Here is a 19,911-nt window from a genome sequence, read left to right on the forward strand (position 1 = left end):
GACAATAGGGATCTACAATTAGAAAAATTTTGCAAAATCGCTGGAAAACCTGTAAAATAGAAAAGATGAACAAATAGGAGGTTCCTTGTGTCAAAAAAGGAAATCAATATTAATAACTACAATGATGATGCCATTCAGGTGCTAGAAGGGTTGGATGCGGTCCGTAAACGTCCAGGGATGTATATCGGATCAACCGACGGTGCTGGTCTCCATCATCTGGTCTGGGAAATCGTGGACAATGCAGTCGATGAAGCCTTGTCTGGATTTGGTGATCGCATTGATGTGACCATCAATAAAGACGGCAGTCTAACCGTTCAAGACCATGGTCGAGGGATGCCGACTGGGATGCACGCCATGGGAATTCCAACTGTTGAAGTTATCTTTACCATTCTCCACGCAGGAGGGAAATTCGGTCAAGGGGGTTATAAGACATCTGGAGGTCTCCACGGGGTGGGTTCTTCGGTCGTTAATGCTCTTTCTAGTTGGCTGGAAGTTGAAATCACCCGTGACGGTACAGTCTACAAACAACGTTTTGAAAATGGCGGGAAACCTGTCACAACCTTGAAAAAAGTTGGTACAGCACCTAAGTCTAAGACAGGTACCAAAGTTACCTTCATGCCGGATGCTAGTATCTTTTCTACGACTGACTTCAAGTACAATACCATTTCAGAACGCCTTAATGAATCAGCTTTTCTCTTGAAGAATGTAACCTTGTCATTAACGGACAAGCGAACAGATGAAGCAATCGAATTTCATTATGAAAACGGGGTGCAGGACTTTGTTTCTTATCTCAACGAAGACAAAGAAACCTTGACGCCAGTTCTTTACTTTGAAGGCGAAGATAATGGTTTTCAAGTGGAAGTAGCCCTCCAGTACAATGATGGATTTTCTGATAACATCTTGTCATTTGTCAATAACGTCCGTACCAAAGACGGTGGGACTCATGAGACAGGACTCAAGTCTGCCATTACCAAGGTTATGAATGACTATGCACGTAAGACGGGGCTTCTCAAGGAAAAAGATAAAAATCTTGAAGGGTCTGATTACCGCGAAGGGTTATCAGCTGTTCTTTCTATCCTAGTTCCTGAAGAACACTTGCAGTTTGAGGGACAGACCAAGGATAAACTTGGGAGCCCACTCGCTCGTCCAATCGTTGATAGTATTGTCGCTGAAAAACTGACTTTCTTCCTTATGGAAAATGGGGAGTTGGCTTCTAATCTGATTCGTAAAGCCATTAAGGCGCGTGATGCCCGTGAAGCAGCACGTAAAGCGCGTGATGAGAGCCGAAATGGTAAGAAAAATAAAAAAGACAAGGGCTTACTTTCTGGTAAATTAACTCCAGCCCAGTCTAAAAATCCAGCTAAGAACGAACTCTATCTGGTCGAGGGGGACTCTGCCGGTGGATCTGCCAAACAAGGTCGTGACCGCAAGTTTCAGGCTATTTTGCCTCTTCGTGGTAAGGTCATCAATACAGCCAAGGCCAAGATGGCAGATATCCTCAAAAACGAAGAAATCAACACCATGATTTATACCATCGGTGCTGGTGTTGGGGCAGATTTCTCTCTTGAAGATGCCAACTATGACAAGATCATTATCATGACCGATGCGGACACCGATGGTGCCCACATTCAAACCCTTCTCTTAACCTTCTTTTATCGCTATATGCGTCCGCTAGTCGAAGCAGGACATGTCTATATCGCCCTTCCGCCTCTTTATAAGATGTCCAAAGGAAAAGGCAAGAAAGAAGAAGTAGCCTACGCTTGGACGGACGGAGAGCTAGAAGAACTCCGCAAGCAGTTTGGCAAAGGCGCTACCCTCCAACGCTACAAGGGGCTTGGTGAGATGAATGCCGACCAACTCTGGGAAACAACCATGAACCCAGAAACTCGAACTCTCATCCGTGTCACGATCGAAGACCTGGCTCGCGCTGAACGCCGCGTAAATGTCCTCATGGGTGATAAGGTCGAACCACGCCGTAAGTGGATTGAAGATAATGTCAAGTTTACTTTGGAAGAAACGACGGCGTTTTGAAAGGATGAAAAAGAGGATATGAGTTATACCAAATATACAAATCAAGAATTTGAGAAACTGGCTGATGGCGATCAAATTAATATTATGGCTCTCTTTGGAAATGGTGTAGATATTCAGTTAATGGAATACCTTAAATCTCCGCACCGAACTTCTTATCAGAATTTCTATAATTATCTTTGTTATAAAAATTTTGATAAAGATAATATAATCTTCCAAAAAATGACTGAGGATAAGAAAGAAAATGAAAAAGATCGTACTATCAAGCAAAACTGGAGTGATTTCGAGAATAGTTTAATTGAGATTTTCAACGAGAATAATTATATCAATGAAGCGAGATTGACTGATGATTTTAATCACTTTCAGGTTGAATTTTCTAATTTTCTAAATGATATAATAGGTCCAAATATGTTAGCTCAAATAGGAAATGATAGCAGTAAAAGCGAGCTAGCAATTTCATCGTTTCAAAAATTTTTGGCAGATTTAGATGAAAGCAATTTCCGAAAATTGAGTTTTCCATCAAAGCTATACCATTATAAATTATTTAATTGGGAAATTTTAAATTTCAACTATACTTCTATGTTAGATAATATTTTGGTATTGGATAAAGAACAATATGATCCACACCCGTGGCCACATGCTGATAGACAAATTTCTTTTGCGGCAAATCCTAATAATTTTACTAACGATTATTGTTTTTGGGATAGTTCCACTTATTTTTCCAGTTATTTGATGACCAACATCACTCATCCTCACGGTTATCAAAATGTTCCAAAATCAATGTTATTCGGGTTTGATAATGAAGAACAAATAAAAGATGAAAAGAAAAGGTTTTTGGCTAAAAATTTTCTAAAACCTTATTGGGCTCAGAATGATAAAAAATATAAATCATATTTCAATAATACTGATTTGTTTATACTATACGGTTTATCACTCGGTGATAGTGACTTTTGGTGGTGGAATAATATTCTTAACTCACTTTTGAAAACAGATGCTGAATTGATTATTTATAATTACAATAGCAATAATGAATCTGATAGTGACACAATTAATAGATTTATTAATGTGGCAACCAACGAGAAACTGGATAATGGTAAACTAGATAAGCTTCATAAGAAAATTGCTATAGTTCAGTATAATTCTGAAACAAAGCTTAATGCGTTTAAATTAGATAACTTGTGATTGAATTCCCCTCACCAGAAATCATCTTCCCCACCTCTAAAACAAGAATCTCTCACCAGATTTTCGGACAAGCTCTCCAGAGCGTGAATAAGTCCGTTTGATTTTCAGATGAAGCCTTTCATGACGAATTCTGTTTGTCCGAAAATCGGACGAGTGTATTTTGAGTAAAAGACGAACTTTTGTTTTTCGGACGAGCTCTTGCAGGAGTAAAAAACTTTTTCCGAAAATCAGACGAAGTAAAAAGTACATTAAAATAAAAAAATTAGAAGATTATCCAGATGAAAAAAATTTATGGAATTAACAGTTTAGATACAAAAGCTTTAGAAAACAACGAATTTTTCCAACTTCTATCTGAGAGTAAGGATGAGTTGGGGGCTTTTACAAAAGCCAATAAGTCTGAGCAGGTTTATGCAACGAAGCTTGAGGATATGGAGAAACTTCTTGAGACCTTGCAAGCTGGTTTGCACCGTTCCAAATCTAGTCAAGCGGTGGCTAGTCTGGAAGCGTCTGACCGTGAGCGTGATGATGCGCTTTCCACCTTGACTAGTTTAGTCAAGGCCTTCTCTCGTGTGAAAGAGGCAAGTAGCAAGGAAGCTTACGATAAACTCAGCAAACTTTTCAAAAATTATGCTGGGCTAACGAATATGAGCTACGAAAAAGAGACAGAAGCTATTAACCATTTGCTTAAGGAGTTAAAAGATACTGACTACCAAACTGCTCTTGCAACTCTGCATTTGACAACTCATGTAGAAATTTTGACAAAGGCACAGGCTCAGTTTGAAAAAAGCCTATAAGGAGCGCTTGGCTGAGCAAAAAGGCAAGGCACCTAGTCAAAACAAGGAAGTCCGTGCGAAACTACAAGAAATCTACGACTTCCTTGTGGATTTCACTGCAATCAACGCCTATGCTTATCCAGATAAAAAGCAGTATGCCGATCTTCGTGACCACCTCAACGCTATCCGTAGTCGCTATAAAAAATTAACACCAAAGAAAAGCAAGCAAGAAGCAGATAACTAATATCCGATAAAACGAGAAGGTATTGATATGAGAACAGAAACAGAAATGCTCGATGTGATTTCACAGACTGCCGAAACTTTACAAGTCGAGGCTGTTGCCATGTCTGGTTCACGAACTGATACAAAAGCGCCGAAAGATGAGTTTCAAGACTATGATGTTATTTATGTCGTGGACGATTTAGATAATCTGACGAGTGACCTTTCTTGGTTAGACCAGTTCGGCACTCGTATCATTGAGCAGCATAATGTCCTAGGCAACCGTCGCCTCTATCTCATGCTCTTTGAGGATGGCAATCGGATTGATTTGACCCTCTGCTCCAAAGACCATATCCAAGAGTGGGTGGATAGTGAAGCTGATTACACAGTATTGAAAGATGAGAAAGGTTTGTTTGAGTCCTATACTACAAGTCCAGAGCGTTACTGGACGAATCCAGCTAGTCAGATAGATTTTGAAGAAGCCTGCAATGAATTTTGGTGGGTGTCAGCCTACGTGGTCAAGGGTATCTGTCGCAAGCAAGTCATTTATGCCACGGACCATCTCTACGGAATTTGTCAACAAGAACTCTTGAAGGTCTTGGCTTGGCAGGTTGCAGCTGATAAGGGGACGATTGATATTGGCAAGAACTACAAGTATCTTTTTCAGTATTTACCTGCAGAGAAGGAGAAGGAATTCTCAAATATGCTTGATTTATCAAGTTTAGATAAAATCACTCAGTCTTTGTTTGCTACCATGGAACTTTTCCATCAAGAGGCTCAAATCCTTGCCCAAAAGATGGGATTTGATTATGATAAGGAAGTGGGTGAGAAGATGATTCAGTATGCTAAGGAGAGACTTAGACTCTAAATTTCGCTATGCAACTTTAGGTTCGCTGGTCTCATACACTATTTCAGCTAGCCATTACAAAAGAGAAAGGCAATCAGTCATGAAGCATAACAAACAGTCCATTACACTTCGTGAAGCACTCGAAAATGATAAAGAAATTTTTGTCGAACTGACATCTGCTCTAAGCCGATTCAACAGGCAACACCATGATGAAGAATCAACATACGATGATTATTCGCAGGTTCTTGAAGCTATTAAAAGCCAGGCACTAAAAACATTTGAAAATAGATATGATGGACGAACACACATTATTTTAGCTGAATATCATCAAGATATTGTAGGTTATGGCTTGGCAAGGGTATATGATGAAGACGCAACTGCGGATAATGGAACAGGTCAAATAGGACTGATTGATGAACTGTTTGTCAGCGCCTCTGTTAGAGGGAAAGGAATTGGGCATATGTTGTTGGACGACTGTATGGAGTGGCTGAAGAGAACTAATATCCAGCGTGTTAAACTTCATGCTTACTCGTGGAATGATAGTGCAAAGTGCATTTATGAGCGCAAGGGATTTAAAGCCTACGCTATTTCCTATGAAAAATGGCTAGAAGAATAGATAACAGTTAGTTATGAGAAACTAAAATCCCTAGATCTTTCATCTTTTCTCTATTTAAAATCTACTCTACATTCTTTGAAAGGAGTTGAACACGCCCTAAATGCTGTGTGAAAACTCCTGACGCATCTTTTAAATCGTATTTTAAACTACAGAAAGGGTCGTTTGGTTATTTATAGTAACTGAACACGGGACTAATTTCTTAGGAAAAAAGATAAATCGCTTTGGGTTCATGGAACCCTGCGTCGATTTCCTATTTTTCTACAAAAATTTTCGGCTAGCCGAAACGTCCCTTTGTATCTTATATGAGTAATATCCAAAATATGTCCTTGGAGGACATCATGGGAGAGCGCTTTGGTCGCTACTCCAAATACATTATTCAAGACCGGGCTTTGCCAGATATTCGTGATGGCTTGAAGCCGGTTCAGCGCCGTATTCTTTATTCTATGAATAAGGATGGCAATACCTTTGACAAAAGCTACCGTAAGTCGGCTAAGTCTGTCGGGAACATCATGGGGAATTTCCACCCACACGGGGATTCTTCTATCTATGATGCCATGGTCCGTATGTCTCAGGACTGGAAAAACCGTGAGATTTTAGTTGAAATGCACGGGAATAACGGTTCTATGGACGGGGATCCACCTGCCGCAATGCGTTATACTGAGGCGCGTTTGTCTGAGATTGCCGGTTACCTTCTTCAAGATATCGATAAAAAGACAGTTCCTTTTGCTTGGAACTTTGACGATACCGAGAAAGAGCCAACTGTCTTACCAGCAGCCTTTCCAAACCTTTTGGTCAATGGTTCGACTGGTATCTCGGCTGGGTATGCTACGGATATTCCACCGCATAATTTGGCAGAGGTTATCGATGCGACAGTCTACATGATTGATCATCCAACTGCCAAGGTTGAGAAGCTCATGGAATTCCTGCCTGGACCAGATTTCCCTACAGGAGCCATCATCCAAGGTCGTGATGAGATCAAAAAGGCTTATGAAACTGGGAAAGGGCGCGTGGTTGTTCGTTCTAAGACGGAGATTGAAAAGCTAAAAGGTGGCAAGGAACAAATCGTTGTCACTGAGATTCCTTATGAGATTAATAAGGCCAATCTAGTCAAGAAAATCGATGAAGTTCGTGTCAATAACAAGGTGGCAGGTATCGCTGAAGTTCGTGACGAGTCTGACCGTGATGGCCTTCGGATTGCTATCGAACTTAAGAAAGATGCGAATACAGAACTTGTTCTCAACTACCTTTTCAAGTATACTGACTTACAAATCAACTACAACTTCAACATGGTTGCGATTGACAATTTCACCCCTCGTCAGGTTGGAATTGTGCCTATCTTATCGAGCTATATTGCCCACCGACGTGAAGTCATCTTGGCACGTTCTCGCTTTGACAAGGAAAAGGCTGAGAAACGTCTCCATATCGTCGAAGGTTTGATTCGCGTGATTTCGATTTTGGACGAAGTCATTGCCCTTATCCGTGCTTCTGAGAATAAGGCTGACGCCAAGGAAAATCTCAAGGTCAGCTATGAATTCACAGAGGAGCAGGCTGAGGCTATCGTTACCTTGCAACTCTACCGTTTAACTAATACAGACGTGGTTGTCTTGCAGGAAGAAGAAGCAGAACTTCGTGAAAAGATTGCCATGCTTGCGGCCATCATCGGTGATGAGCGTACTATGTATAATCTCATGAAAAAAGAACTTCGTGAGGTCAAGAAACAGTTTGCGACACCTCGTTTGAGTAGCTTAGAAGATATTGCGAAAGCAATCGAGATTGATACAGCTAGTCTGATCGCTGAGGAAGACACCTATGTCAGCGTGACCAAGGCCGGTTACATCAAACGTACAAGCCCACGTTCCTTTGCGGCTTCCACTCTGGAAGAAATTGGCAAACGGGATGATGATCGTCTGATCTTTGTACAATCTGCTAAGACAACGCAACATCTCTTGATGTTCACAACTCTTGGAAATGTCATTTATCGACCAATCCATGAGTTAGCAGATATTCGCTGGAAGGATATCGGAGAGCATCTGAGCCAGACCATTACAAACTTTGAAACCAATGAAGAAGTGCTATACGTAGAAGTTGTGGATCAGTTTGATGATGCGACAACTTACTTTGCAGCGACTCGCCTTGGACAAATCAAGCGTGTCGAACGCAAAGAATTCTCTCCATGGAGAACCTATCGTTCTAAATCGGTCAAATATGCCAAGTTGAAAGATGAGACTGACAAGGTTGTAGCTGTTGCACCAATCAAGCTTGATGATGTTCTTTTAATTAGCCGAAATGGATATTCCCTTCGTTTCAATATCGAAGAGGTTCCTGTTGTCGGTGCCAAGGCCGCGGGTGTCAAGGCTATGAACTTGAAAGCAGATGATGCGCTTCAAGCTGCCTTTATCTGTAACACCTCATCCTTCTACCTTTTGACCCAACGTGGAAGTTTGAAACGTGTTTCTATTGACGAAATTCCAGCAACCAGCCGTGCCAAACGAGGTCTACAAGTCTTGCGTGAGCTAAAAAATAAACCGCACCGAGTCTTCTTAGCAGGAGCAGTTGCAGAACAAGGCTTCATCGGAGATCTCTTCAGTACAGAAGTAGAAGATGGAGAACAAACTCTTGTTATCCAATCAAATAATGGAACGATTTACGAAGCAATACTGCAAGATTTGAATCTATCAGAGCGCACAAGTAATGGAAGCTTTATCTCAGATACTATTTCAGACGAGGAAGTTTTCGATGCCTACCTCAAAGAAGTCTTTAAAGAAGAAAAAGATAATTAATAAGAAAATCAGTCCAAGTGACTGATTTTTTATAAGTAAAATTTTCAGAAAATTACAAATAATACTTGAATTTTTAGGAGAATAGTGTAGAATAGAACACATAGTTTTGATTAGAATAAAGGAGATTGTCATGACTGTTACGATTGATTGGGAAAATCTCGGTTTTTCCTATATGAAACTACCTTATCGTTATATCGCTTATTTTAAAAATGGACAATGGAATCAGGGAGAATTAACAGAAGATGCAACCTTGCATATTTCAGAATCATCTCCAAGCCTTCACTATGGACAGCAAGCATTTGAAGGATTGAAAGCCTATCGTACAAAAGATGGCAGTATTCAACTCTTCCGTCCAGATGAAAATGCTAAACGACTCCAACGAACTTGCGACCGTCTCTTGATGCCCCGAGTGCCAACAGAAATGTTTGTAGAAGCTTGTAAAGCGGTTGTTCGTGCCAATGAAGATTATGTACCACCATACGGAACAGGTGGAACCCTCTATCTCCGTCCGCTTCTGATTGGTGTCGGAGACATCATCGGGGTAAAACCTGCAGAGGAGTATATTTTCACCATCTTTGCCATGCCAGTTGGCAACTACTTCAAAGGTGGCTTGGTTCCAACTAATTTCTTGATTCAGGATGAATACGACCGTGCAGCGCCAAATGGTACAGGTGCGGCTAAGGTTGGTGGGAACTATGCTGCCAGTCTTCTACCAGGTAAAATGGCAAAATCACGTCATTTCTCAGATGTTATTTATCTAGACCCATCAACTCACACTAAGATTGAAGAAGTCGGTTCTGCAAACTTCTTTGGGATTACAGCTGATAATGAGTTTGTAACGCCACTGAGTCCATCCATCTTGCCATCGATTACCAAGTATTCATTGCTTTATTTGGCAGAGCATCGTTTGGGATTGAAACCTGTTGAGGGGGATGTGCCAATTGATAGTCTGGATCGATTTGTAGAAGCAGGTGCTTGTGGAACAGCAGCAGTAATCTCACCAATTGGGGGAATCCAACACGGTGACGACTTCCATGTTTTCTACAGTGAAACAGAGGTTGGTCCAGTGACTCGTAAATTGTACGACGAATTGACAGGTATCCAATTTGGTGACATTGAAGCACCAGAAGGATGGATTGTAAAAGTAGATTAAAAATATAAGAAACTCTATAGCAGTTGTAAGGTCTGATATAGAGTTTTTTCTTGCTAGATTGAGAAATTTCTTGTAAAATAGAAAAAATGAAAAGAGGTATCGTATGAGTAAAAAAGATAAAAAAATTGAGATTCAATTAGCTGATGCTAAAGTAGTGATTGGAAAAGATAATTACTCTGGTTACACATTAACAATCGGAAAAAAAATAATCGGTGAAATTGCCGAACTAGATGACCAATTTGCTATCGTAAAGAATGGAAATGTCGATAGTTTTTACAAGAATCTTGAAAAAGCTGTGAAAATATTGATTGAGAACTATAATTTAGCAAAATAATGCTTGTTTTTTGCAAATTTTCATGATATAATAGTTTTCGTTGATTGTCGGAGAGATAGCGAAGAGGCTAAACGCGGCGGACTGTAAATCCGCTCCTTCGGGTTCGGGGGTTCGAATCCCTCTCTCTCCATATCACCATTGGGGTATAGCCAAGCGGTAAGGCAAGGGACTTTGACTCCCTCATGCGTTGGTTCGAATCCAGCTACCCCAGTTCTTAGGTAATAAATTCAAGATAAAAAGAAAAATATCTTAGGGTATTTTATTTTTATAATTGAAGACGTTCGAGATGTTCATGTCGTTGCGGGTGCTTAGGAAAAAAATTATAAGTATGTCAAGTTGGAAAAACTTGATTGTTGGAGGATTTTTTAGATGAATGAATTTGAAGATTTGCTAAATAGCGTTAGCCAAGTTGAACCTGGTGATGTTGTTAGTGCTGAAGTATTGACAGTTGATGCTAATCAAGCTAACGTTGCAATCTCAGGAACTGGTGTTGAAGGTGTCTTGACTCTTCGCGAATTGACAAACGATCGCGATGCTGATATCAATGACTTTGTAAAAGTAGGTGAAGTATTTGATGTTCTTGTACTTCGTCAAGTAGTTGGTAAAGATACTGATACAGTAACATACCTTGTATCTAAAAAACGCCTTGAAGCTCGCAAAGCATGGGACAAACTTGTAGGACGCGAAGAAGAAGTTGTTACAGTTAAAGGAACTCGCGCTGTCAAAGGTGGACTTTCAGTAGAATTTGAAGGTTTGCGTGGATTTATCCCAGCTTCAATGTTGGATACTCGTTTCGTACGTAACACTGAGCGTTTCGTAGGTCAAGAATTTGAAGCTAAGATCAAAGAAGTTGACCCTAAAGAAAACCGCTTCATCCTTTCACGTCGTGAAGTTGTTGAAGCAGCTACAGCAGCAGCTCGTGCAGAAGTTTTCGGTAAATTGGCTGTTGGTGATGTAGTAACTGGTAAAGTTGCTCGTATCACAAGCTTCGGTGCTTTCATCGACCTTGGTGGTGTTGATGGATTGGTTCACTTGACTGAATTGTCACACGAACGTAACGTTTCACCAAAATCAGTTGTAACTGTTGGTGAAGAAGTTGAAGTGAAAATCCTTGATCTTAACGAAGAAGAAGGACGCGTATCACTTTCACTTAAAGCAACAACACCTGGACCATGGGATGGCGTTGAGCAAAAATTGGCTAAAGGTGACGTTGTAGAAGGTACAGTTAAACGTTTGACTGACTTCGGTGCATTTGTTGAAGTATTGCCAGGTATCGATGGACTTGTTCACGTATCACAAATTTCACACAAACGTATTGAAAATCCAAAAGAAGCTCTTACGGTTGGTCAAGAAGTTACTGTTAAAGTTCTTGATGTTAACGCTGATGCAGAACGCGTTTCACTTTCTATCAAAGCTCTTGAAGAACGTCCAGCTCAAGAAGAAGGACAAAACGAAGAAAAACGTGCTCCACGTCCACGTCGTCCAAAACGTCAAGAAAAACGCGACTTTGAACTTCCAGAAACACAAACTGGATTCTCAATGGCTGACTTGTTCGGAGACATCGAACTTTAATCTGATTAAAGAACCAATAAATCCTTTGTTTTTAAAACAAGGGATTTTTCTTTTTTCTACTAGTATTTTTTGATATAATGGTTCTATGTTATATTCAGAAAAAGAATCACTTTATCAAACTGTCAATGAACAGCTCTCTTTTTTATTAGAAGGAGAGCCCAATGTTTTGGCCAATTTATCAAATGCCAGTGCCCTACTAAAAATAAACTTTCCCAATACTGTTTTTGCAGGTTTCTATCTATTCGATGGGAAAGAACTCATCTTGGGTCCTTTTCAAGGAGGGATTTCTTGTGTCAGAATCCCTATTGGTAGAGGTGTGTGTGGTGAATCGGCAGCTAGTCGTCAAACAGTTATTGTTGGTGATGTAAAGACCTATCCAAATTATATCTCTTGTGATAGTAAAGCACTCAGTGAAATTGTTGTGCCAATGGTCAAGGATGGACAACTACTGGGTGTACTAGACTTGGATTCATCTCTTGTCGATGATTATGATGAACTGGATCAGAAGTATCTAGAAGAGTTTGTAGCTATTTTGTTAGATAAAACTGAATGGAACTTTTCAATGTTTGAGGAGAAAGCGTAATGTATCAGGCCCTTTATCGTAAATATAGAAGCCAAACCTTTTCACAGCTAGTAGGTCAAGAGGTTGTTGCAAAAACTCTTAAACAAGCTGTCGAACAGGAAAAAATAAGTCACGCCTATCTATTTTCAGGTCCTCGTGGAACTGGTAAGACTAGTGTGGCTAAGATTTTTGCTAAGGCTATGAACTGTCCTAATCAAGTGGAGGGGGAACCTTGTAATAACTGTTACATTTGCCAGGCTGTCACAGATGGTAGTTTGGAAGATGTTATCGAAATGGATGCTGCCTCTAACAATGGAGTCGACGAAATTCGTGACATACGTGATAAGTCAACCTATGCGCCGAGTGTTGCTCAGTATAAGGTTTATATTATTGATGAGGTTCACATGCTCTCGACAGGTGCTTTCAATGCCCTATTGAAAACCTTGGAAGAACCAACTCCAAATGTTGTTTTTATTTTGGCAACGACTGAGCTTCATAAAATTCCTGCAACGATCTTGTCTCGCGTTCAACGATTTGAGTTTAAGTCTATTAAGACTCAGGAAATTCGAGATCATATCTTCCAGATTTTGGAAAAAGAAGGGATTGATTACGAAACAGAGGCTGTTGAAATTATTGCTCGACGGGCTGAAGGTGGAATGCGAGATGCCCTGTCAATTCTTGACCAGGCATTGAGTTTAACCCAGGAAGCTACCTTGACAACTGCAGTCTCAGAAGAAATTACAGGGACCATTAGTTTAAGTGCCTTAGATAATTACGTAGCTGCTTTAGCTCAAAAGGATGTACCGGGCGCCTTGGAAAATCTTGATCTGATTTTTGAGAATGGAAAGAGCATGACACGATTTGTAACGGATTTGTTGCAATACCTGCGTGATATCTTAATTGTTCAAGCAGGTGGAGAAAATACACATTACAGTGATGCTTTTAAGAGAAACTTAGACCTTCCGCAGGATGTCTTGTTTGAGATGATTAGCCTTGCGACAAAAAGCTTAGCTGATATTAAGGCTAGCCTACAACCTAAAATTTATGCTGAAATGATGACCATCCGTTTAGCAGAAATTGATTCTCAACCAGAACTTTCAGGTCAGGTCGCTGAAGAGTTGTCCTCTCTTCGAGAAGAAGTTGCACGATTGAAACAAGCTCTTGCCAATGTTGGTTCTAACCCTAAGCAAACTGTTTCTACATCAAGCCGTCCGACCAACTCTAAGTCAATCTATCGTGTGGACCGAAATAAGGTGCAGTCTATTCTTCAAGAAGCAGTAGAAAATCCAGACTTGGCCCGACAAAACTTAATTCGTCTTCAGAATTCTTGGGTAGAAGTCATCGAAAGTTTATCAGGGCCAGATAAGGCACTCTTGGCTGGTTCTCAACCTGTTGCGGCGAATGAGCATCATGCCATTTTAGCTTTTGAATCTAACTTTAATGCTGGTCAAACCATGAAACGGGACAATCTCAATACTATGTTTGGGAATATTCTTAGCCGAGTTGCTGGATTTTCTCCAGAGATTCTTGCCATTTCTATGGAAGAGTGGAAAGAAGTTCGAGCTGCATTTTCAAGCAGAACGAAAGGGTCTCAAGAACAAGTCGTTAAGGAAGAGGCTGAGGAGTCAATTCTTCCACAAGGCTTTGAGTTTTTAGCAGATAAAGTGACTATAGCTGAAGATTAAAGGGAATTTGTGGTAGTAGACTATGAACAGACAACAATTTATTATCATGGCCTTATTTACTGCTGCTGAGACTTATTTCTTTAATGAATCTATCATGGAGCAACGGTATATCGTGGCCTTTCTTTGGGCTATTTTGATCCTGAGAAATTTTCGAGTAAGCTATATCATGGGTAAAATTGTGAGCGCTATAGATGATCATTTTCGAGGAAAGAAGTAACCCTCAGCTTCTAGACAAAATCAAAGCCTTTTAGGCTTTTTTTTGTTATACTATTAAAGTATATTTATTGACATTTTACCGTATTTTTCAAAGGCTTTAAAAAGTTAATTTTAAGTGAATACGGTAAGAAGAAACGAAAAGAAAGGAACTATCATGTCAGTATTAGAGATCAAAGATCTTCACGTTGAGATTGAAGGAAAAGAAATTTTAAAAGGAGTCAATCTGACTCTGAAAACAGGAGAAATCGCAGCTATCATGGGACCAAATGGTACCGGAAAGTCTACTCTTTCAGCAGCTATTATGGGGAACCCTAACTATGAAGTCACTAAAGGTGAAGTCTTGTTTGACGGTGTAAATATCCTTGAATTGGAAGTTGATGAGCGTGCTCGTATGGGACTTTTCCTTGCCATGCAATACCCATCAGAAATTCCAGGGATTACCAATGCTGAATTTCTTCGTGCAGCCATGAATGCTGGTAAAGAAGATGATGAGAAGATTTCAGTTCGTGAGTTTATCACTAAATTAGACGAGAAGATGGAATTGCTCAACATGAAAGAAGAAATGGCAGAGCGTTACCTTAACGAAGGTTTCTCTGGTGGTGAGAAAAAACGCAATGAAATTCTTCAGCTTTTGATGTTGGAACCAACTTTCGCCCTTCTGGATGAAATTGACTCTGGTCTTGATATTGACGCTCTTAAAGTTGTTTCTAAGGGTGTTAATGCCATGCGTGGTGAAGGCTTCGGTGCTATGATTATCACTCACTACCAACGTCTCTTGAACTATATCACACCAGACGTGGTACACGTGATGATGGAAGGTCGTGTTGTTCTTTCTGGTGGTCCAGAATTGGCTGCACGTTTGGAACGTGAAGGATACGCAAAATTAGCTGAAGAACTTGGCTATGACTACAAGGAAGAATTGTAATTCCCTCGTATCTTTTAGGAGAAGTAAATGACTAAAGAAACTATTAAACTTTTTTCAGAAATGCACTCTGAACCAAGCTGGTTGTCTGACCTCCGTCAAAAATCTTTTGATAAGATTGAGAGTTTGGAATTACCAGTTATCGAGCGCGTGAAATTTCACCGTTGGAATCTGGGAGATGGAACCATTACAGAAAGTGAGCCGTCAGCAAATGTTCCTGACTTCACAGCTCTAGACAATCATTTGAAGTTGGTTCAAGTAGGAACTCAAACAGTTTTTGAACAAATCCCAGTTGAGTTAGCTGAACAGGGTGTTGTTTTTACAGACTTCCACTCAGCTTTAGAAGAAATTCCAGAGCTTATTGAGGAATTCTTCATGTCATCTGTAAAATTTGACGATGACAAGTTGGCAGCTTACCATACAGCTTACTTTAACAGTGGTGCTGTTCTCTACATTCCTGATAATGTTGAGATTGCTGAACCAATCGAAGGAATTTTCTACCAAGACAGCGATAGCGATGTGCCATTTAACAAGCATATCCTTATCATTGCTGGTAAAAACTCTAAGATAAGCTATCTTGAACGTCTAGAGTCACGAGGTGAAGGTAGTGCAAAAGCAACTGCCAATATCACAGTGGAAGTGATTGCTCGTTCAGGTGCGCAAGTAAAATTTGCGGCTATTGACCGTCTAGGTGAAAATGTCACTGCCTACATTAGCCGTCGTGGTAAACTTGGCAACAATGCAAGCATTGACTGGGCGATTGGTGTCATGAACGAAGGGAATGTCGTTGCGGACTTCGATAGCGACTTGATTGGAAATGGTAGCCATGCTGACCTTAAAGTCGTAGCTCTTTCAAGTGGTCGTCAGGTGCAAGGGATTGATACGCGTGTAACCAACTACGGTTGCAACTCAATCGGAAATATCCTCCAACATGGGGTTATCCTTGAAAAAGCAACTTTGACCTTCAACGGTATCGGTCACATCATCAAAGGCGCTAAGGGAGCAGATGCGCAACAAGAGAGTCGTGTTCTCATGCTTTCAGACCAAGCACGTTCAGATGCCAACCCAATTCTTTTGATTGATGAAAATGACGTAACTGCTGGTCACGCGGCTTCTATCGGACAAGTAGATCCAGAAGATATGTACTACCTCATGAGTCGTGGCTTGGATAAGGCAACAGCAGAACGCTTGGTTGTTCGTGGTTTCCTTGGTTCCGTTATTGTTGAGATTCCAGTAAAAGAAGTTCGAGACGAAATGATTGCAACTATCGAAGAAAAATTGTCAAAACGCTAAGGGGAAGCCTATGTTAGATGTAGAAACGATTCGCAAGGATTTTCCAATTTTAGACCAGATTGTCAACGATGAACCTCTGGTCTATCTGGACAATGCTGCGACGACACAAAAACCACTAGCAGTTCTGGAAGCCATTAAACGCTACTATGAGCAGGACAATGCCAATGTTCACCGTGGTGTTCATACCTTGGCTGAGCGAGCAACAGCTTCTTATGAAGCCGCTCGTGAGACCATTCGTAAGTTTATCAATGCAAGCTCTACAAAGGAAGTTCTCTTTACCAGAGGAACGACAACCAGTCTTAACTGGGTGGCACGCTTTGCTGAGGAGATTTTGACTGAGGGAGACCAGGTCTTGATTTCTGTCATGGAACACCATTCCAATATCATTCCTTGGCAGGAAGCTTGTCGAAAGACTGGAGCAGAGCTTGTCTATGTCTATCTCAAGGACGGAGCTCTGGATATGGAGGATTTGCAGGCTAAATTGACGGACAAGGTTAAATTTGTTTCGCTAGCTCATGCCTCTAATGTCCTTGGTGTGGTCAATCCTATCAAGAAAATCACTCAAATGGCCCACAAGGTTGGAGCCATCATGGTAGTTGATGGTGCTCAATCTACGCCTCATATGAATATTGATGTGCAGCACTTGGATGTGGACTTCTTTGCCTTTTCAGGTCACAAGATGGCTGGTCCAACTGGTATTGGTGTTCTTTATGGTAAAGAAAAGTATCTGGAACAAATGTCACCAGTAGAATTTGGCGGTGAGATGATTGATTTTGTCTATGAGCAATCTGCTAGTTGGAAGGAATTGCCTTGGAAATTCGAGGCTGGAACTCCTAACATGGCAGGTGCTATTGGACTAGCTGCTGCAGTAGATTATCTAGAAAAGATTGGCATGGATGCTATTGAAGCCTATGAACAAGAATTGATTGCCTACGTCTATCCAAAACTTCAGGCAATTGAAGGACTGACCATTTATGGTTCTCAGGACTTGGCTCAACGTTCGGGAGTGATTGCCTTTAACCTTGGCGCTCTCCATCCTCACGACCTTGCGACAGCTTTGGATTATGAAGGAGTAGCCGTTCGTGCGGGCCATCACTGTGCCCAACCTCTGCTTCAGTATTTGGATGTTCCTGCAACAGCTCGTGCAAGTTTTTATATCTACAATACAAAGGCAGATTGCGACAAGTTAGTCGATGCTTTACAAAAGACAAAGGAGTTTTTCAATGGCACTTTCTAAACTAGATAGCCTTTATATGGCAGTGGTAGCAGACCATTCGAAAAATCCACATCACCAAGGGAAGTTAGAAGACGCTGAGCAAATCAGTCTCAACAATCCTACCTGTGGTGATGTCATCAATCTCTCTGTCAAGTTTGATGCAGAGGATCGATTGGAAGATATTGCTTTTCTAAACTCGGGTTGCACCATCTCAACTGCTTCTGCAAGCATGATGACAGATGCTGTTTTAGGAAAAACCAAACAAGAAATTTTAGAACTTGTGACTATTTTTTCTGAAATGGTTCAAGGGCAAAAAGATGAGCGTCAAGACCAACTTGGCGATGCAGCCTTCTTATCGGGTGTTGCCAAATTCCCTCAACGAATCAAGTGTGCAACCCTAGCTTGGAATGCCCTTAAGAAGACAATTGAAGATCAAGAAAAACAGTAAGACAAGTTACATTTGTCTTATAAATCATTAGAAATGAAGAAAGAAAGGATATTATGGCTGAAGAAAGAGTAGAACCAAAACCAATTGATCTTGGTGAATATAAATTTGGTTTCCATGACGATGTAGAGCCTGTCCTATCGACAGGAAAAGGATTGAATGAAGATGTCATTCGTGAACTATCAGCTGCCAAGGGGGAACCTGAGTGGATGCTAGAATTCCGTTTGAAGTCTTATGAAACCTTTAAGAAAATGCCTATGCAAACCTGGGGAGCAGACTTGTCAGAGATTGACTTTGATGATTTGATCTACTACCAAAAACCATCTGACAAACCAGCTCGTTCCTGGGATGATGTACCTGAAAAGATTAAAGAGACCTTTGAACGTATCGGGATTCCAGAAGCTGAGCGTGCCTATCTAGCTGGAGCTTCAGCCCAGTATGAGTCAGAAGTGGTTTACCACAACATGAAGGAAGAGTTTGAGAAGTTAGGCATTATCTTTACAGATACAGATTCTGCCCTTAAGGAATACCCAGATTTGTTTAAACAATACTTCGCTAAGTTGGTACCGCCGACAGATAACAAGTTGGCTGCCCTCAACTCAGCAGTATGGTCTGGTGGAACCTTTATCTACGTACCAAAAGGTGTCAAAGTTGATATTCCGCTTCAAACCTACTTCCGTATCAACAATGAAAATACTGGTCAGTTTGAACGTACCTTGATTATCGTTGATGAAGGAGCAAGTGTCCACTACGTAGAAGGCTGTACAGCACCGACTTACTCAAGCAACAGCTTGCATGCAGCCATTGTAGAAATCTTTGCCTTAGACGGAGCTTATATGCGTTATACGACCATCCAAAACTGGTCTGATAATGTCTATAACTTGGTAACCAAACGTGCCAAAGCATTGAAAGATGCGACTGTTGAGTGGATTGATGGAAACTTGGGTGCCAAAACAACCATGAAATACCCATCTGTTTACCTTGATGGAGAAGGTGCGCGTGGTACCATGCTTTCTATCGCCTTTGCCAATGCTGGGCAACACCAAGATACGGGTGCCAAGATGATCCACAACGCTCCACATACCAGCTCGTCTATCGTGTCTAAATCCATCGCTAAAGGCGGAGGAAAGGTGGACTACCGTGGACAAGTAACTTTTAACAAAAACTCTAAGAAATCTGTCTCTCACATCGAGTGTGATACCATTATCATGGATGACTTGTCAGCATCAGATACCATTCCTTTCAATGAAATTCACAACTCGCAAGTAGCTTTGGAACACGAAGCCAAAGTATCTAAGATTTCAGAAGAACAACTCTATTACCTCATGAGCCGTGGATTGTCAGAATCTGAGGCAACTGAGATGATTGTCATGGGATTTGTAGAACCCTTCACAAAAGAACTTCCAATGGAATACGCAGTTGAGCTCAACCGCTTGATTAGCTATGAAATGGAAGGATCTGTCGGATAACAGAAAAAGGAGAATCAAATGGGATTCTTAAAGCGATTGTTTGGAACGATTGAAAAGTGAATAAGGGAGGAGCACCGATTGAAGAGTTGGATCAGGCATTTGTTTTTGATCTTGAAGCAGAAGCAAATGATTATTGGAGACAAACGGAAGAGCTTCTCTTGATAAACGCTGTAAAAGCTGTTGGTGGTCCTGAGGCAGTAGAACGTGCCTTTGTTCTTGCTAATTTCAAAGAAAATCAAGAAACTTTTGAGCTTTTTTATCAGGTAAATGGTCAGCTTCTTTCCTGTAAAGAGATGGATGAAAGTATTGTCGCTAAGATTAGTAATCAACTCTTGCCTCAAGCACCAGAGGTAGCTCGAGCAGTAAATGAGAACTACGAAGAAGCTAAGGTGCCAGTTATTGAATACGCAATGCTTCAGTTTGAAACTGCAACCATGGCTTGGTTTGGTCGGAAGCTCACAACAGCTTCTACAGAAGCACAACTGACTTTTGAAGAATTGGTATCTGGTTGGCGTGCTATTTTGGAACAAGAAATCCCAAATCGTCCTTTAGATAGTGACCGTCCGTTTCCGTATTATGAAGTTTAAAAAATAAAAAAA

At 40.8% G+C, this 19,911-nt stretch carries 16 protein-coding genes, 2 tRNA genes and 2 pseudogenes; all 20 read left to right on the forward strand.

Translation table 11 applies throughout. The features are described 5' to 3' along the window. Window positions 1–87 precede the first annotated feature (87 nt). The 20 genes and pseudogenes from parE (at window position 88) to NGI26_RS02900 (ending at window position 19,899) form a co-directional block, all read left to right on the forward strand. Entirely contained in the window at window positions 88–2,031 is a 1,944-nt protein-coding gene (parE, locus tag NGI26_RS02805) for a DNA topoisomerase IV subunit B (RefSeq protein WP_251935665.1), read from the forward strand. Between the two features lie 18 nt (window positions 2,032–2,049). Beyond that, complete coding sequence (locus tag NGI26_RS02810; protein ID WP_251935667.1) at window positions 2,050–3,210, forward strand: AbiH family protein; 1,161 nt, start codon at window positions 2,050–2,052, stop codon at window positions 3,208–3,210. 278 nt (window positions 3,211–3,488) lie between these two features. Next, window positions 3,489–4,227, forward strand: a pseudogene (locus NGI26_RS02815) (DUF6261 family protein). Window positions 4,228–4,254: 27 nt separating this feature from the next. Beyond that, a complete protein-coding gene (locus tag NGI26_RS02820) occupies window positions 4,255–5,070 on the forward strand; it encodes an aminoglycoside 6-adenylyltransferase (protein WP_251935669.1) in 816 nt (271 codons plus the stop codon). After that, window positions 5,045–5,665, forward strand: coding sequence for a GNAT family N-acetyltransferase (locus tag NGI26_RS02825; RefSeq protein ID WP_251935671.1), 621 nt, complete (start codon window positions 5,045–5,047; stop codon window positions 5,663–5,665). The genes NGI26_RS02820 and NGI26_RS02825 overlap by 26 nt, the downstream gene beginning before the upstream one ends. Before the next feature lie 302 nt (window positions 5,666–5,967). Then, a complete protein-coding gene (parC, locus tag NGI26_RS02830) occupies window positions 5,968–8,445 on the forward strand; it encodes a DNA topoisomerase IV subunit A (RefSeq protein ID WP_251935673.1) in 2,478 nt (825 codons plus the stop codon). 130 nt (window positions 8,446–8,575) lie between these two features. Further along, the gene (locus NGI26_RS02835; protein WP_251935676.1) at window positions 8,576–9,598 is read left to right on the forward strand and encodes a branched-chain amino acid aminotransferase; all 1,023 of its coding nucleotides are present in this window, start codon (window positions 8,576–8,578) and stop codon (window positions 9,596–9,598) included. A gap of 103 nt (window positions 9,599–9,701) precedes the next feature. Next, complete coding sequence (locus NGI26_RS02840; RefSeq protein WP_251935678.1) at window positions 9,702–9,932, forward strand: DUF2969 domain-containing protein; 231 nt, start codon at window positions 9,702–9,704, stop codon at window positions 9,930–9,932. A gap of 49 nt (window positions 9,933–9,981) precedes the next feature. Then, window positions 9,982–10,062, forward strand: a tRNA-Tyr gene (locus NGI26_RS02845). Window positions 10,063–10,071: 9 nt separating this feature from the next. Then, window positions 10,072–10,143: transfer RNA gene (locus tag NGI26_RS02850), tRNA-Gln, on the forward strand. 158 nt (window positions 10,144–10,301) lie between these two features. Next, on the forward strand, window positions 10,302–11,504 hold the full coding sequence (gene rpsA, locus NGI26_RS02855; protein WP_006145742.1) for a 30S ribosomal protein S1: 1,203 nt from the start codon (window positions 10,302–10,304) through the stop codon (window positions 11,502–11,504). Window positions 11,505–11,589: 85 nt separating this feature from the next. Further along, a complete protein-coding gene (gene msrC / locus NGI26_RS02860) occupies window positions 11,590–12,087 on the forward strand; it encodes a free L-methionine (R)-S-oxide reductase MsrC (protein WP_251935680.1) in 498 nt (165 codons plus the stop codon). Continuing rightward, window positions 12,087–13,751 (forward strand): DNA polymerase III subunit gamma/tau, encoded by a 1,665-nt coding sequence (gene dnaX / locus NGI26_RS02865; RefSeq protein WP_251935682.1) that lies wholly within the window; start codon window positions 12,087–12,089, stop codon window positions 13,749–13,751. The genes msrC and dnaX overlap by 1 nt, the downstream gene beginning before the upstream one ends. A 22-nt stretch (window positions 13,752–13,773) precedes the next feature. Continuing rightward, a complete protein-coding gene (locus tag NGI26_RS02870) occupies window positions 13,774–13,968 on the forward strand; it encodes a DUF3272 family protein (protein WP_251935684.1) in 195 nt (64 codons plus the stop codon). A gap of 153 nt (window positions 13,969–14,121) precedes the next feature. Next, window positions 14,122–14,892, forward strand: coding sequence for a Fe-S cluster assembly ATPase SufC (sufC, locus tag NGI26_RS02875; protein WP_000114489.1), 771 nt, complete (start codon window positions 14,122–14,124; stop codon window positions 14,890–14,892). A gap of 27 nt (window positions 14,893–14,919) precedes the next feature. Beyond that, window positions 14,920–16,182: a Fe-S cluster assembly protein SufD gene (gene sufD, locus NGI26_RS02880; RefSeq protein ID WP_251935686.1), complete on the forward strand. Its 1,263-nt coding sequence runs from the start codon at window positions 14,920–14,922 to the stop codon at window positions 16,180–16,182. A 10-nt stretch (window positions 16,183–16,192) separates the two neighbouring features. Next, window positions 16,193–17,419 carry a cysteine desulfurase gene (locus NGI26_RS02885; RefSeq protein WP_251935688.1) on the forward strand — a complete coding sequence of 409 codons (1,227 nt, stop codon included), beginning with the start codon at window positions 16,193–16,195 and terminating at the stop codon, window positions 17,417–17,419. Further along, a complete protein-coding gene (gene sufU / locus NGI26_RS02890) occupies window positions 17,406–17,846 on the forward strand; it encodes a Fe-S cluster assembly sulfur transfer protein SufU (protein WP_251935690.1) in 441 nt (146 codons plus the stop codon). Before NGI26_RS02885 ends, sufU begins: the two co-directional genes overlap by 14 nt. Window positions 17,847–17,899: 53 nt before the next feature. Next, window positions 17,900–19,312: a Fe-S cluster assembly protein SufB gene (gene sufB / locus NGI26_RS02895; protein WP_000797046.1), complete on the forward strand. Its 1,413-nt coding sequence runs from the start codon at window positions 17,900–17,902 to the stop codon at window positions 19,310–19,312. An 18-nt stretch (window positions 19,313–19,330) separates the two neighbouring features. After that, a pseudogene (locus NGI26_RS02900) lies at window positions 19,331–19,899 on the forward strand (hypothetical protein). Window positions 19,900–19,911 lie beyond the last annotated feature (12 nt).

Source organism: Streptococcus sp. Marseille-Q0941 (assembly GCF_943736975.1).
Classification (GTDB): domain Bacteria; phylum Bacillota; class Bacilli; order Lactobacillales; family Streptococcaceae; genus Streptococcus.

What these genes read in the sequence shown, in the direction of transcription:
- NGI26_RS02810 (WP_251935667.1), top strand. Translation starts at nt 2,050, where the DNA reads ATGAGTTATACCAAATATACAAATCAAGAATTTGAGAAACTGGCTGAT.
- NGI26_RS02820 (WP_251935669.1), top strand. Translation starts at nt 4,255, where the DNA reads ATGAGAACAGAAACAGAAATGCTCGATGTGATTTCACAGACTGCCGAA.
- NGI26_RS02825 (WP_251935671.1), top strand. Translation starts at nt 5,045, where the DNA reads ATGCTAAGGAGAGACTTAGACTCTAAATTTCGCTATGCAACTTTAGGT.
- parC (WP_251935673.1), top strand. Translation starts at nt 5,968, where the DNA reads ATGAGTAATATCCAAAATATGTCCTTGGAGGACATCATGGGAGAGCGC.
- NGI26_RS02835 (WP_251935676.1), top strand. Translation starts at nt 8,576, where the DNA reads ATGACTGTTACGATTGATTGGGAAAATCTCGGTTTTTCCTATATGAAA.
- NGI26_RS02840 (WP_251935678.1), top strand. Translation starts at nt 9,702, where the DNA reads ATGAGTAAAAAAGATAAAAAAATTGAGATTCAATTAGCTGATGCTAAA.
- rpsA (WP_006145742.1), top strand. Translation starts at nt 10,302, where the DNA reads ATGAATGAATTTGAAGATTTGCTAAATAGCGTTAGCCAAGTTGAACCT.
- msrC (WP_251935680.1), top strand. Translation starts at nt 11,590, where the DNA reads ATGTTATATTCAGAAAAAGAATCACTTTATCAAACTGTCAATGAACAG.
- dnaX (WP_251935682.1), top strand. Translation starts at nt 12,087, where the DNA reads ATGTATCAGGCCCTTTATCGTAAATATAGAAGCCAAACCTTTTCACAG.
- NGI26_RS02870 (WP_251935684.1), top strand. Translation starts at nt 13,774, where the DNA reads ATGAACAGACAACAATTTATTATCATGGCCTTATTTACTGCTGCTGAG.
- sufC (WP_000114489.1), top strand. Translation starts at nt 14,122, where the DNA reads ATGTCAGTATTAGAGATCAAAGATCTTCACGTTGAGATTGAAGGAAAA.
- sufD (WP_251935686.1), top strand. Translation starts at nt 14,920, where the DNA reads ATGACTAAAGAAACTATTAAACTTTTTTCAGAAATGCACTCTGAACCA.
- NGI26_RS02885 (WP_251935688.1), top strand. Translation starts at nt 16,193, where the DNA reads ATGTTAGATGTAGAAACGATTCGCAAGGATTTTCCAATTTTAGACCAG.
- sufU (WP_251935690.1), top strand. Translation starts at nt 17,406, where the DNA reads ATGGCACTTTCTAAACTAGATAGCCTTTATATGGCAGTGGTAGCAGAC.
- sufB (WP_000797046.1), top strand. Translation starts at nt 17,900, where the DNA reads ATGGCTGAAGAAAGAGTAGAACCAAAACCAATTGATCTTGGTGAATAT.